The sequence below is a fragment of the Burkholderia sp. AU16741 genome (assembly GCF_002223345.1).
Classification (GTDB): domain Bacteria; phylum Pseudomonadota; class Gammaproteobacteria; order Burkholderiales; family Burkholderiaceae; genus Burkholderia; species Burkholderia sola.
On record NZ_NKEZ01000003.1, the window covers coordinates 865620 to 879170 of the forward strand.

Genomic DNA, 13551 nt, shown 5'->3' on the forward strand with positions numbered 1-13551 from the left:
GCATGACGATCGAGACGACCGACTGGATCGACCGCTATCCCGACGACACGCCGGGCCGGCTGAATGCGCTCTTCGAACGCGTGCCGGACGACGGCCGCTGGCATCTGCTGCTCGACATGGGTTTCGCGCCGGCGTTGCGTGACCGGATGCCCGCGGTCGAGCGCGACGATGCCGTCGTCGTGTTGTACGAAGGGGTGTACGACGGCGACGACCTGCTGGCGATTTCGCCGTGCCTCGTGCCGTTGCCGGCGGGCGCGGCGGCGCGCCGGGCGATGCTGGAGACCGTGCTGCGCGAGACGTCCGGACGACCGATGGTGAGCCTGCTGCATGGCGCGCGCGATACGGTCGCGCTTGCCGCGCATTTGCGCGGACAGATGGAGGCGAGTGCGGCGGCCGACGGCGAAGCGTTTCTGGTGCGTCTCGCCGATACGCGTTGCCTGCCCGCGTGGCTCGCGGCGCTGACGCCCGCCCAGCGCCGCCGCTTCACGGACGGCATCGACGCGTGGCACGTGTTCGATCGCACCGGGGTGCTCGTCGCGCTCGACTTCGACGCCGTGGGCGAAGCGGCTGGCGGGGAGGCGGCCGGCGGGCGCAGCGGCGAGCCATACGTGCTCGACGACGAACAGATCGAACGGCTTCGACAGGCCGCGAAGATCGACACGCTGATTTTTCATGTTCGCCAGCGTCCGGAGAGTTTCGGCCGTCTGGTGGCCACGCCCTCGCAAGCTCATGCGTGTGTGAGCGCGGCGTGGGCGCGGCACGACGGTCCTCCTGCGGCGGCGTCGCGAGCCGCGCTCGATGCACTCGTGGCGGCCGGGTATCTGGTGACGGAGCTTGCGCCGGCGACGTCGTCCGCATAGAACGATGCGGGGTTGCGTGCATGAGACAGGGCACGTGGTTGATAGCGATCCACGCCGCACGGCGTCGGACAAGAGGATGAAAAGATGAGTTTGAATGCCGGTTCCACGACGTTTGCCGCTCGGCTGCTGATGTTCATGGCCATCCTGCTCGGGACGGCCGGATGCTCGCGCGCGACCGACGCGTCGCCTGCCGCGTCGGGTGCGGCCGGGGCGTCGGGCGGTGCGTCGAGCGTCGCCAGTGCGGCGGCCGCATCCGGCACGATGGGGCTGAAGCTGAATGCGCTCAACTACACCGACGTTCCGATCGGCGCGTTCTACGTCGACGGCACCTGGGGCGGGACGGTGCCGGCGCGCATCGGCAGCGGCGGCGGCGCGATCATCTGCTGCGTCGCGTTGCCGAAACAATGGCATCCGGGGCTGACCGTCAATCTGCAGTGGCGGGACGACGACCTGTACAGGAAGGATCCGAAGGCGCTTGCGAGCCGGGTCGTACCGGTCGAGCGCTACGACACGTTCTCCGACGGCTTCCTGTGGGTCCTGTTCTTTCCGCACGATCGAATCAAGGTCTATGCGTCTCAGTGGATGCCCGGCTACCGCGGCTTCCCTGAAAATCTCCAGGCGCCCGACGAAGCGTGCCCCGGGAACTTTACGTTGCGCAACAGCGATCCGCAGTGCCCGAATCCCGACAAGAGGATCACGCAATGAGTTTCCGCTTCGCGAGCGCCGACCGGCCTGACGTCGGCGTCGTCACCCGGGAGGAGCAGGACGCGATCATGCGCCGGCTGCACGACGACGACGGGATGAGTTGCTGCAAGACGCTGCATGTCGGCATCTTCTTCGACGGCACGCGCAACAACGCCGACCGCGATCGCGCGGGCGGCAAGCACAGCAACGTCGCGCGGCTGTTCGACGTGTTTCCCCGCGACAAGTATCACAGTGCCATTTACGTGGCCGGCGTCGGCACGCCGTTCGTCGACGAGATCGGCGACCAGGGCGTCGGGCTGCAGGCCGCGGCCGGCGCCGCGACGGGATGGGCCGGCGAGGGGCGCATCAACTGGGCGCTGCTGCAGATCCACAACGTCGTGCATGCGCACGCGTTCGGCAATTCGCTGTCCGCGGCGCTTGGCAAGAGCGACAAGGAACTCGCGAAGGCCGTCAGCGTCGACCTCAATTTCAAGGGCATCGATCTCGGCGGCACGCCGCCCAAGCCGGGCAGTCTCGGCGACATCAACGCGCGCGGCAGTTCGAGTGTCGGTGCGCTCAGGCTGATGGCCGCCGAGCAGAACGGGATCGAACTGACGTGGGATCGCGACACGATCTGGGCGCAGCTCAAGGGCGAAGTCGATACGGCGAACTGGACCGCGACGATGCGCGCGTGGGACGAGAAACGCCGTGTCGCATTGCGGGCCCGGTGCGCGCAGATGAAGGCGCGCGTCGGCGATCTGCTGGTGAAGGGCAAGCCGAAACTGCAGCGCATCCGCCTGTACGTGTTCGGTTTTTCGCGCGGGGCGGCGGAGGCCCGCACGTTCTCGAACTGGCTGGCCGATGCGCTGGACCCCGATTTCAGCCTGTGCGGCGTGCCCGTGTCGTACGACTTTCTCGGCATCTTCGATACGGTCGCGTCGGTCGGCATCGCGCAAAGCACGGCCGCGACGCTGTTCGACGGGCATGGCGGCTGGGGGCGCAAGGAACTGATGGGCGTGCCGCACTACGTGCGCCGCTGCGTCCATATGGTCGCAGCCCACGAGCCGCGCGGATCGTTCCCGCTCGACCTGATCGATGCGTCGCGGGACGGGCATGAGGAGATCGTCTATCCGGGCGTGCATTCGGATGTCGGCGGCGGTTACGGGCCGGGCGAGCAGGGGCGTGGCACGGGCGACGCGGACAAGCTGTCGCAGGTGCCGCTGCTCGACATGTATCGCGAAGCGCGCAAGGCCGGTGTTCCACTCGACATCAAGGGGCCCGGTGTCGCTGCCGAAGCGGCGGCGGCATTCGCGATTTCTCCCGCGCTCAAGCGCGCGTTTTCCGCCTATGTGAGCACGAGCGCCGGCTATTACTACGCGAAGGAGCACGGCACGCCGGGCCTGATGCGCGCGCACTACGGGCTTTACCTGCGCTGGCGCAGGATGCGGTTGGACAATTTGCGTTCGCAACCGTCGTTTCTCGCCGCCAAGGCTGCCTATCCGCAGGATGCCGTCGATCTCGACAGCGCGAACGAGGAACTGCGGCTCGAATGGCGCGACCTGCTCGAATGCGAGAAAGAAGGCGGACCGACCGTGGGCCGGTACGCGGGCAACGCGGTCAGCCGCAAGATCACGCAGAACCCGAAGGCGGCGGCCGTCATTTCGCCGGCCGTCCTGCCGATCGCCGCGGGCCTGCAGTCCGCGCTTCCGCTCGTCGGCCCGCTGGTGCGCGCGAGCGCCAGGCGCGCCGAGGATTTCTTCCAGTTGCAGCTCGACGAGAAATGGAAGCAGTGGCTCGAGGTGCGGGGCGACTGGAACATGGGGCCGCCGGAAGCCCCGATCAGCGCGCTGTACGACAACTTCATGCATGACTCTCGCGCGTGGTTCAAGCCACTGGGCGACGACGACGACGTGTGGAACCACAACCAGATCAAAGCGCTGAAAACCCGCCAGGCCGAGTTCGAGCGCCAGCACGCCGAGTGGAAGAAGCGCCAGCAACTCGGCGTGCCGGGACCGTCGCAGATCATGCAGATGATGGGGGCCGGTGCGCTCGGGCTCGGGCCGGCCGCCAACGTCGCGCCGGAGCCCGAACCGCGTTCGCCGCTGACCGCGCAGCAGGCCGGCATCCTGAAACGTTACGACGCCGCGCAGCAGGCTGCACAGAAAGCCCGCGCGGCCCGGGATGCCACCGCGCCGACCGACAGCGCCGTGTTGACCGACCCGAAAGTCACCGGCGGTCTCGCGCTGCAGGATTCGGGACGCGAGTTTTCGTTCGTCTGGGGCTACCTGCGCTGGCGCACCGTCTACGTGAACGGCGTGCGCTGGGACGCGCCCCATGTGCCGAGCGTACAGGAAGACATGGAGGCGATGCGTCAGCAGATGCAGCGCAACGTCGACATGAGCAAGCTGTTCCGATGAACCGATTGGATACGAACCCGCCGGCGCGACACGCATGCGCGCGCGATTGCCGAGAAACGACATGGATCTAGTTGCCGCATTAACGGGGTACGGGCAAGCGACCCGTCATATCCAGATCGATACCGCGATGCCGGGCGCCTTCGTGGTCGAGCGCTTTCACGGTCGTGAAGGGATCAGCGAATCGTTCCGGTTCGAGATCGACGTGTTGTCGAGCGAGCCGTTTCTCGATCTCGCGCCGCTGATCGGCAGCGCCGCGCGGCTGCGTCTCGCGACGGCGGCGGGCGAACGATGCTGGAACGGCTACGTCACGCATGCCGCTTATGCGGAGAGTGACGGCGAGTTCACACGCTATCGGCTCACGATGGAATCGTGGCTCGCGCTGCTGCAGCTGCGCCGCAATTGTTTGTATTTCGTCGATCTCGATGCCGAGGGTATCTGCGAGCGCGTGTTCGGCGACTATCCGGAAGCGCATTGGCGCTGTGAACGCGTCGAGCCGCTGCGATCGTTTCGCTTGCGCGGCCAGTATCGCGAAACGGATCTCGATTTCGTGTTGCGGCAGTTGTCCGAGGCCGGGCTGTCGTTTCGCATCGAGCACGGGCAGGATGCGGGGAAGGCGCCGTCGGGCGACCATACCGTCGTCGTGTTCGACCGCCATGCGCGGCTGCCCGACGGCAGCGCCATCGCATTCAATGCGCAGGACGTCGGCGATCCGGACGGCGTGATGACGCAATTCTCCGATCGGCGTCAGCTCGTGCCGGATCGTGTGGTGGCGACGAGCTGGAAAGCCAGCGAACTTCATGCGCTTGCCGGCCATGCGCAACAGCCCGCGGACGCCGACGCGCCGCTGCTGCCGGTGCGGGAGATCTACGACGGCCAGCGCGCCGGCCGCTTCGATACGAGCGGCGATGCGCAGCGTTATGCCGAACAGCGTCTCGACGCGCTGCAGCTCGCGAAACGGGTCTACCGTGGCGGCGGCTCGTCGCGCACGCTCGAGACCGGCAAGGTCCATACGCTGAACGACTATCTGGGCGGCACCGTGCGATTCGTGCCGCTGTCGATCGAGCACGAGGCCGTGAACAACCTCGGCGCGCAGATCGGGCAGCTGTTCGGACGCGGCGAGCTCGACAAGGGTCTTTATCGCAACCGCTTCGTCGCGGTGCCGGAGGGCACGCCGATCGTGCCGCCGTTCCGCGACCGGCCGACGGTGTACGGGGTGCAGACCGCGATCGTCGTCGGCGAGCCGGGTGGGCGCGTCAGCAGCACGCGCGATCACCAGGTCCGCATCCAGTTTCCGTGGATGCGCGGTGCCGCGCCGCTGCCGGGCGGGCTGACGGATACGGCAAGCCGGTCCAATCCGGCCGGCCACGCGCCGGGTGATCACCGTTCCGGCATTCTGGTTCGCGTCGCCGAACAGGCGGCCGGGCCGAATTTCGGTCACGCGTTTGCGCCGCGCGTGGGGGCGGAAGTGGTGGTCGGTTTCGAGTCGGGCAACATCGATGCGCCGGTCGTGCTCGGCCAGGTGTACGGCGGGCGCGTGCGTCCGCCGTTCTCCGCGGGCGAAGGCAGCGACGCGAACCATTCAGGAACACTGACGGGCCTGCAGACGCAAACCCTCGATGGGCAACCCGGCAGCCGGTGGGTGATGGACGATGCGGCCGGACAACTGCGTCACGAGCTGAGCAATTCCACTGCCGACACGCGTCTTGCGCAGGGCTATCTGATCGACCAGCAGGGCACGATGCGCGGCGCCTATCGCGGTGAAGGCTTCGAACTGGCGACGCAGGGCTGGGGTGTCGTGCGGGCCGGCGCGGGCGTGCTGATGTCGAGTACCGCGCGCCGGCTCGGCGCATCGACGCAGATGGATGTCGCCGAACGCGTGGAGCAATTGAAGGACGCGGCGAAAACGGCGCAGGAACTCGACACCGCGGCGACGGGGGCGCAGGCGGTCGGCCTGAGCGCGAACAAGACGCAGACGGATTTCCTCAAGGCGATCGATCCTGCACAGGACGGCAAGTATGCGGGCAGCGTGGGCGGCCAGAGCGCGACCAAGCCGACCGGGACGCAGCGCGACGGCGGCGACCCCGTCGAGCGATTCGCGACGCCCGCGGTGCTGATGGAGTCGCCGGAGAACATCGTGATGACTACGCCGGACAGCGCGGTGTCGTATGCGGCGCAGCACGTTCATCTGACGTCGCAGGGCGATGCACACGTCGGCGCCGGTGCGACGGTGGCCGCGGCGACGGGCGATGCGATGAGCCTGTACAGCGTGGCGGGCGGGCTCAAGGCGATCGCGGGCGAAGGGCCGGTGAGCGTCGAGGCGCACGCGTCGGCGATGGAGATTCTCGCCGACCAGACCGTGCGCGTGACGTCGACCGACGAGCGCGTCGACGTGCTCGCGCAGGACGCGATCGTGCTGCAGCAGGGGCCGAACCGGATCACGTTGAAGGGCGGCGACATCATCGTCGAGACGCCGGGGCGGTTCGCCGTGAAGGCGGGCGGGCATCCGTTCCCGGGGCCGCGCGCGACGAGCGTGAAGCTGCCGGCGCTGCCGGTGTTGCCGCAGGGCGATCCGTGCGACTTTCTCGTGCAGGCGCTGGCGGCGAGTCCGGCGGGGCGGGGGGCGGTGGCGGCGGGCGGAAGTTTGGCGGGTGCGGCGAGTTCGATCGCCGGTACGACGCTACCGACAGCCGGCGGTGCCGTCGGCGCGGCGCAGGCATTTTTCCGTGCACCCGGTCAGCCGTTGCCCGCGCCTTCCGTCGCTGCATCCACGGCGGCGGAGGGGAGATCGGGTCCCTCGCTCGGTTATTCGACGCCGCCACCTGTGTCCAGCGAGCTGGAGGGCATGCCAAAAAAAGGTCCGGCTGCACAAAGTGGACCGTGCAATCTTCACGTTCCCGCGATCAAGAAGGAGGAGCACACCATCAGTATGGGGTCTGCCGATTATTATCAGACAGATGAGAGCGGCAATCCCCGATTGAAGGATGGAAAACCCAACTGGCTTCAATATGCGGCATCGACCGGGACGTACGATATCGGCTATGCACCTGCGACGGCGACGTTGACGGCAACCGTCCGTATCAAGGTTCATTTGAAGGATCAATACTGGATCAACCAGGGGCGTGTCCATATGGATCCGTCGACGGGCAAGCCGTTTTCGGTGCCGTACAACAGCGACGGCATACGGGACGGCTTGATCATCAGGGTAGTGGACCGACCCGGGGGTCTTGCTGCCGTGTCGGGCTTCAAGAAGCGCATCGAGGAAGGACTGAACCGGGGGAATTACTCGATGCAGCCGAAGGCGTGTCCGCTCGGCAAGGCATGTACATGCAAGGTCAAGGTGAAACTTGAAGTCGAACTCGTTCAAACCGGGAGATGCCATGCCGAGATCAATCTCTTTCCCAAGGTAACGCGGGCGAACTCGGCGAATTGGGGGGAGGTGCAAGTCGAGTGGGACGACGAACAGAGGCGGTATGTCCCGACGTCGACACAGCACGCGATCGTGCATGAGACCGGGCATTTGTTCGGCTGGCCGGATGAGTACTTTCTTGGCGGCGGCGCTGTGTTCGGAAAGTACATCAATTCACAGCATCTGGTCGATCTGAAAATGGCGCAACTTGTCGACAACTGGCAGCGAACGACCCAGACGAACTTGATGGGGGCCGGAATGCTCACGGAAAAGCCGGTAATTCCGAAGTACTACATGTATGGCTTCCGTGACTGGTTCAATGAAAAAACCGGAATTGACTGGGAAGTTCTGAAATGATGCGTCTTTTCCTTTTTTTTGCAGTGTCGGTGATTTCTTTCGGAGTGGTGGATATGGCGCTCGCACAAGATCGCGCGGATTATTTCGAGATTCGTAGTGGACAGGGGCAGTTCAATCCGTCGCCATCGATGATCTTCACCACCGACGGCCGGACGGTGTCGTATTTTTCGCGTGGACGAGATATTGATCCGATGCCGCCGTCGGGTTACTTCGGAATCGGGAAATATACGGCGGAACTTACGGGAACGTATCGCCAGCATGTCGATATGGTGAAGGCGACGTTGAGCAGCAGGACAATCCCCCAGATCCGTGCAATCAATCGCGGGTCCGTGCTCGTGTATTCGTTTGACAAGGACGGACACCACTACGAGGGCACGTACAACTACCAGTTCGACGATCAATTCAACGACAATCTTTCGGTGCTTTATGACCTTGCGCACGATCTGCTGGCGCACGGCAGGCCCGAGATCAATCTTCATCCGGAATTTTCAGTGCGATCCACGGCGGAACATCTTGTCGTCGATATGACGTTCGCGAACGACGGCAAGCAGGACGTGACGGTCGACGGTCCGGATCATTGGTCGCCGGATTTGGCGCGTCCCGATTTGCAATATGTACAGATCGGCGGCGGCAGCGACCACGTTCGATTCCGCATCAGGCTTGTCAGCAAATATCTAAGCGACGCGTCGCGTCGTTATCGGCGCGAAATCATCGTCAAGCCGGGCCAGTCCGAGCGGATCGAATTTCTCGTGCCGTATGCGGATTTGACCTATGGCGCCGATTCGGCAATGCGGAGCGTCGAGGCTGGCAACTACGTTTTCGTCGGCAAGATGAACCTCGACATCCTTCATCCGCATGAAATGGACGGGCGGTTCTTTACGCCGATGGACCAGCTGGAAAACGTGAAACTGACGAGGGAGTGATCCAGACGTGATGCAGGCTACACGCATCGTCGTCCGACATTCTCGACTCGCTCCAACTCAATCGCATGCCGGTCGAACTCGAATTCAGGCGGTGAGGGCGGCGCGGGCGCGCATCGATGGAATGGACGTCTGGACAAACAATCTTATGATCCCGAGTCGGCAATATGTCGAAGTCGAGCGGCGCAACGGCGCGGGAGCGGCGTGATGCTGATCGACGTTTCCCCGTGTGAGGTGCCGATCGGGATATGGGCATCATGCCGCCGACGAAGTATACGGGCATCGAAAAATACACGGCAGAACTGATTTGAGACATAGCCCAGCGAATCCCGAACCAAACATCATGTCGACCCAATCCGATCTCATCCAGGCATTCTTCCGCGGCTGGTCGCAGCACGACCGGTTCCTGTGGCTGACCACGCCGCTCGGCACGGACAAACTCGTCGCGGAGAGCCTGCAAGGATGGGAGTCGCTCGATCGCGGCGGCTTCCGGTTCCAGGTCACCGCGCTGACCGAGCGCCCCGACGTACCGCTCGACAAGCTGATCGGCGCATCGATCCTCGTCGAATGGCAGCTCGCGGACGGGCAGGACGCACGGCGCCCGTTCCACGGTCACGTGACGGCCGCGGAACTCGTCGGCTACAACGGCGGGCTCGCACGCGTGCGGCTCGTCGTCGAACCGTGGCTCGCGCTGCTGCATCAGCGCGTCGACAGCTACAACTTCGTGAACGCGAGCGTGGTCGAGATCAGCGAGCAGATCTTCGCGCACTACGCGCGTGGCGCGATCGCGCCGGCATGGCGCTGGGCGCTCGCCGACCCGGCGAAATATGCGAACCGCAGCCTGACTGCACAAGCCGGCGAATCGGACTTCGCGTTTCTCGAACGACTGTGGGCGGAAGAGGGCATCTTCTACTGGTTCGAACACGAAGGCGATGCGCATTCGGCGGACCTGGGCAAGCACACGCTCGTCCTCGCCGATACGAACCAGCGCTTCGCCCCGGCTGAACCCGAAGTCGTCGGTTTCCATCAGACGAGCGACGGCGATCCGCGCGGCGGCATCCGGCAATTCATGAACGCGCGCCGTTGGCGCATCGGCAGCGTCGCGCGCGCAAGCTGGGATTACCGAAGCCTGTCGACCCGTGCGTCCGGCGTGCGCGCGAGCGGCGCGGTCGCGCCGGGCGAAGATCGCGATGTCGCCGGCCCGTACGCGTTCCAGACCGCCGCGATCGGCGATCAGCGCGCGCAGCAGCAACTCGATGCGCAGCGCGTGGCGGCGCTGCAGACCGAAGGCAGCGGCACGCGTCGCGATTTGCGGCCGGGGCTGCACTTCGCGATGTCGCAGCATCCGTCGCTCGATCCATCGCGCGCGTTCGTGTGCCTGCGCGTCGAGCACGACGCGCGCGCGAACGTGAGCGCCGACGTGCACGGCGCGATCGCGCAACGGCTGGGCGCGATTCCGTCGATGCTCGATGCCGCACCGGGCGAGCAGGGCGGCGCGCAGGCGCTGCACGCGGCATTCGACGCCGCGACGCACGCTGGCGGCGCGCTGGTAGACGGCGACGAGGTGTACCGGAACCGCTTCGCCGCGCTGCCGTTCGACCAGACTTACCGGCCGTTGGCGCCGAACGGGCATGGTGCACGCGTGCATCCGGTGGCGGTAATGCCGGGTGCCCAGACGAGCATCGTGGTCGGCGCGGGCGATCCGGTTCATACCGAACGCGATCACCGGATCCGGATCCAGCATCATGCGCAGCGCGGGCAGAATTCCGCGAGTCGCGACGAACATCCGCGCGCGGCGAACGCGCCGGCCGATCGCGGCGCGGGCACCTGGACGCGCATGGTGACACCGGTCGGCGGCGACAACTGGGGCGGGGTGAGCGTGCCGCGCGTCGGTCAGGAAGTCTGGACCGAATGGCTGGAAGGCCAGCCCGACCGGCCGGTGGCGGTCGCCGCGCTGTACAACGGGCAAGGCAACGCGGACGCGCAGCACAATGCGCTGGCGGGCGGCCCGAGCGGCAGCACGGCCAATGCGGCGGCCTGGTTTGCCGGCAACGACCACGCGGCCGTGCTGACCGGCTTCAAGACGCAGGACCTGAGTGCGAGTCAGACCGGCGCCGGTGGTTCTCGACAATTCATGCTGGACGATACGGCTGGGCAGTCGAGTGCGCGCCTTTATACGACCGATCACGGCAGCGGCCTGACGCTCGGGCACATCAAGCAGGTGCAGGACAACCGGCGTCTGGCCGATCGCGGCTACGGCGCCGAACTGTCGACGCAGGCAGCCGCCGCGCTGCGCGCCGGCGCCGGCTTGCTGATCAGCACGGCGCCCGGCGTGAACCAGATGGACGCGAGTGCGGCGAGCCAGGTGCTCGCGCAGCAACGCGAGATGCTGCAGGGGCTCGCGAACTTCGCGCGCAAGCAGGGGGCGGAGCCGGGCACGCGCACGGCGCAGCCCGGTGGTGTCGCGACTGTCGGCGACACGACATCGCAGCTCGCGGCGATCGAGGGCCTGCGGCAAAGCCAGGTGTCGCTCGGCGCAACGCGCGAAGGCAGCGGCGCGGGCGGTGCCGGCGGCGGCGGCGCGGTTGCGTGGCAGCATCCGCATCTCGTCGCGCACGGCGCGGCCGGCGTCGCCGCGCTGACGGCGCAAAGCCACGTGTGGACGTCGGGCACGCAAACCGTGCTGAGCGCCGGACGCGACGTGCAGGTCACGGTCCAGGGCAAGTCGAGCATCGTCGCGAAGGAAGGCATCGCGCTGTACACGCACGGCACCCCGGGCGGCAGCCGCCCCGTGCCGGCCGCCGGGATTGCGCTTCATGCCGCGACGGGCGCCGTCACCGTGCAGGCGCAGAACGCCGGGACGCTCGACGCCGGTGCGCAGCGTACGGTGACTGTATCGAGCGCGCAGGCAAGTGTCGCGCTGCAGTCGCCGAAGCGGCTGCTGCTGACGGCGGCCAACGCGTTCCTGAAGATGGAGGGCAACGACATCGTGATCGGCGCGCCGGGCAAGGCGACGTTCCATGCGGCCCAGCACACGCTGACCGGCCCGCGATCCGCGAACGTCCAGTTGCCGTCGATGAACAAGCCCGCATGCGTCGAATGCATGCGGGATCTCGCGCATCGCCACGAAGCGATCGCCACGCGCGGATGACGACGATGACTGCGCTGCTCCAGACATGGGAAACGACGGCGGCCGCCGAGCATGCTGCGTTTCCGGATGCCCATCGCTATCTGTTGGCCGATGCGTCGCAGTTGCCGCTCAACGCGGCGCCCTGGCGCGAGTTGATTGCGCAAGGACAGGTTCACAACGTGCTCGCTGGCCAGCCCGAGGCGACCAGCCCGGAGGTCTGCGCGCTGGTGTGCGACTATCGTGCACCGCACGTGCCGGCGCTGCTCGAACGGCAGCTCGCGCGGCGGCCGTTCGCGTTTCTGTCGCTGGTCAGCGTGTATCCGCTCGATGAACTCGTGCCGAAACTCGGCGTCAGGACGCGCGTGACGCTGCCCGACGATCGCGACGGGCTGCTGCGGTTCTACGACGCGGCAGTGTTTCAGATGCTGGCGGGCGCGCTGTCCGAGTCGCGCTATCAGGCGCTGTTGTCGCCGTGCGTGTCGTGGACCTGGGTGCGTCGCGACGGCACCGTCGGTACGGTGCGGCATCCGCGCCGGCACGAACGGATCTTCTATCCACGTGTGGATGCCCGCGAGCTCGACGCGTTGCGGCACGAGAGCCGGCCTGACGCCGTGCTCGCCGAATTGCGACGCAACGGCCGGATCCCCGTCGACGCGGATCCGTTCGAAACCTATGCGAGCATGCGCAGCCTGTTCGGGTTGCTGGACGCACAGGGGCTGCACGATGACCGGCTCGCCTACCGGATCGGTGCGACGCTGGCGATGTACGCCCACGTGCGGCTCGACGACGCGATCGTCGCCGACTGCATCGCCGCGCATCGGAACGATCACGATGCGTTATGCGAAGCACTGCTCGACCATCTGATCGAGCACGACGATGCTGCGAGTGTCGACACGGAACCGGAGGCGCGGCGATGAACGTGGCCGCCCTGTTTTCATTCCGCGGCCGGGCCGGGCGCTTGGAATGGTGGTGCGTGACCGTGCCGTTGCTGCTCGCCGGCTCCGCGCTCGACGCGCTCGCCGATCTGCCCGCCGCGCAGCGGGCCCGGACGTTCGTCGATGTCGTCGGCTGGGCATTCGCGATCGTGATGATCTGGATGCTCGTCGCGGTGTCGGTGCGGCGGTGGCACGACCTCGGCAAGTCGGGATGGTGGACGCTTCTTCATGCGATCCCGGTCGGAGGCGCGTTCATCGCCATTGCGATGAACGGGTTCTATCGCGGGGATGACGCGCGCAACCGGTTCGGTCCGCCATCGCCGGACGCAGGCAACAACGACGCAAGTTTGTGAGGGTATCGATGAAATTCAGAGCAGGGATGCACGTTTTGGCGCTGATCGGGCTGACGGTGCTCGCCGCATGCAGCAAGCACGGTGTCGATGCGTCGGCGGAGCCGCATAACGTGTGCGTCACCGGATACAACGAGTACGGTCGCAAGCTGCACGAATTCTGGCTCGACAACGAGCACAAGTCGGGATGCTTCGGCAATCCGTCGGCACGCGAGGACGGCGAGGCATTCGGCGGCGGCGGCGGCTTTGCCTGCGGCTGCAAGGTCACGCCGGGGCAGAAGGTGAAGCTGTTCTGGGAATTCGCGCAGCCGCTGGACGACATTCAGCGCGGCATCCAGCCCGAGCGCAAGACGATCGACGTGACCATTCCTCAGCCGGAATCGCCGACGTCGCGCTATCTGCGTGTGTATTTCCGCAAGAACGGCACGGCAGAGTTGCAGTGGGTCGACGACATGAATGCGCCCGAACTCAAACCGACGCAGGAGAAGTAAG

General features: G+C 66.3%; 9 protein-coding genes. All 9 read left to right on the plus strand.

Features of this window, described 5'->3' with window-relative positions; all coding sequences use genetic code 11:
• The first annotated feature begins 2 nt into the window (after nt 1–2).
• The 9 genes from CFB89_RS06500 to CFB89_RS06540 all read left to right on the plus strand — a co-directional run bounded on the left by CFB89_RS06500 (nt 3) and on the right by CFB89_RS06540 (nt 13550).
• Nucleotides 3–860 carry a DUF4123 domain-containing protein gene (locus CFB89_RS06500; RefSeq protein ID WP_089467186.1) on the plus strand — a complete coding sequence of 286 codons (858 nt, stop codon included), beginning with the start codon at nt 3–5 and terminating at the stop codon, nt 858–860.
• Between the two features lie 84 nt (nt 861–944).
• Nucleotides 945–1565 carry a DUF3304 domain-containing protein gene (locus CFB89_RS06505; protein ID WP_089467187.1) on the plus strand — a complete coding sequence of 207 codons (621 nt, stop codon included), beginning with the start codon at nt 945–947 and terminating at the stop codon, nt 1563–1565.
• Nucleotides 1562–3961, plus strand: coding sequence for a DUF2235 domain-containing protein (locus CFB89_RS06510; RefSeq protein ID WP_089467188.1), 2400 nt, complete (start codon nt 1562–1564; stop codon nt 3959–3961). The genes CFB89_RS06505 and CFB89_RS06510 overlap by 4 nt, the downstream gene beginning before the upstream one ends.
• Nucleotides 3962–4022: 61 nt before the next feature.
• Nucleotides 4023–7724 carry a type VI secretion system Vgr family protein gene (locus CFB89_RS06515; RefSeq protein ID WP_089467189.1) on the plus strand — a complete coding sequence of 1234 codons (3702 nt, stop codon included), beginning with the start codon at nt 4023–4025 and terminating at the stop codon, nt 7722–7724.
• On the plus strand, nt 7721–8647 hold the full coding sequence (locus CFB89_RS06520) for a hypothetical protein (protein WP_256979590.1): 927 nt from the start codon (nt 7721–7723) through the stop codon (nt 8645–8647). The genes CFB89_RS06515 and CFB89_RS06520 overlap by 4 nt, the downstream gene beginning before the upstream one ends.
• 340 nt (nt 8648–8987) lie before the next feature.
• Nucleotides 8988–11795, plus strand: coding sequence for a type VI secretion system Vgr family protein (locus CFB89_RS06525; RefSeq protein ID WP_089467191.1), 2808 nt, complete (start codon nt 8988–8990; stop codon nt 11793–11795).
• A 5-nt stretch (nt 11796–11800) separates the two neighbouring features.
• Entirely contained in the window at nt 11801–12691 is an 891-nt protein-coding gene (locus CFB89_RS06530; RefSeq protein ID WP_256979591.1) for a DUF4123 domain-containing protein, read from the plus strand.
• On the plus strand, nt 12688–13062 hold the full coding sequence (locus CFB89_RS06535; RefSeq protein ID WP_089467193.1) for a DUF805 domain-containing protein: 375 nt from the start codon (nt 12688–12690) through the stop codon (nt 13060–13062). The genes CFB89_RS06530 and CFB89_RS06535 overlap by 4 nt, the downstream gene beginning before the upstream one ends.
• Nucleotides 13063–13070: 8 nt before the next feature.
• A complete protein-coding gene (locus CFB89_RS06540) occupies nt 13071–13550 on the plus strand; it encodes a DUF3304 domain-containing protein (RefSeq protein ID WP_089467194.1) in 480 nt (159 codons plus the stop codon).
• Nucleotide 13551 lies beyond the last annotated feature (1 nt).

Coding starts and splice junctions, on each gene's coding strand:
- CFB89_RS06535 (WP_089467193.1), top strand. CDS start 12,688: ATGAACGTGGCCGCCCTGTTTTCATTCCGCGGCCGGGCCGGGCGCTTG.
- CFB89_RS06525 (WP_089467191.1), top strand. CDS start 8,988: ATGTCGACCCAATCCGATCTCATCCAGGCATTCTTCCGCGGCTGGTCG.
- CFB89_RS06530 (WP_256979591.1), top strand. CDS start 11,801: ATGACTGCGCTGCTCCAGACATGGGAAACGACGGCGGCCGCCGAGCAT.
- CFB89_RS06510 (WP_089467188.1), top strand. CDS start 1,562: ATGAGTTTCCGCTTCGCGAGCGCCGACCGGCCTGACGTCGGCGTCGTC.
- CFB89_RS06500 (WP_089467186.1), top strand. CDS start 3: ATGACGATCGAGACGACCGACTGGATCGACCGCTATCCCGACGACACG.
- CFB89_RS06540 (WP_089467194.1), top strand. CDS start 13,071: ATGAAATTCAGAGCAGGGATGCACGTTTTGGCGCTGATCGGGCTGACG.
- CFB89_RS06505 (WP_089467187.1), top strand. CDS start 945: ATGAGTTTGAATGCCGGTTCCACGACGTTTGCCGCTCGGCTGCTGATG.
- CFB89_RS06520 (WP_256979590.1), top strand. CDS start 7,721: ATGATGCGTCTTTTCCTTTTTTTTGCAGTGTCGGTGATTTCTTTCGGA.
- CFB89_RS06515 (WP_089467189.1), top strand. CDS start 4,023: ATGGATCTAGTTGCCGCATTAACGGGGTACGGGCAAGCGACCCGTCAT.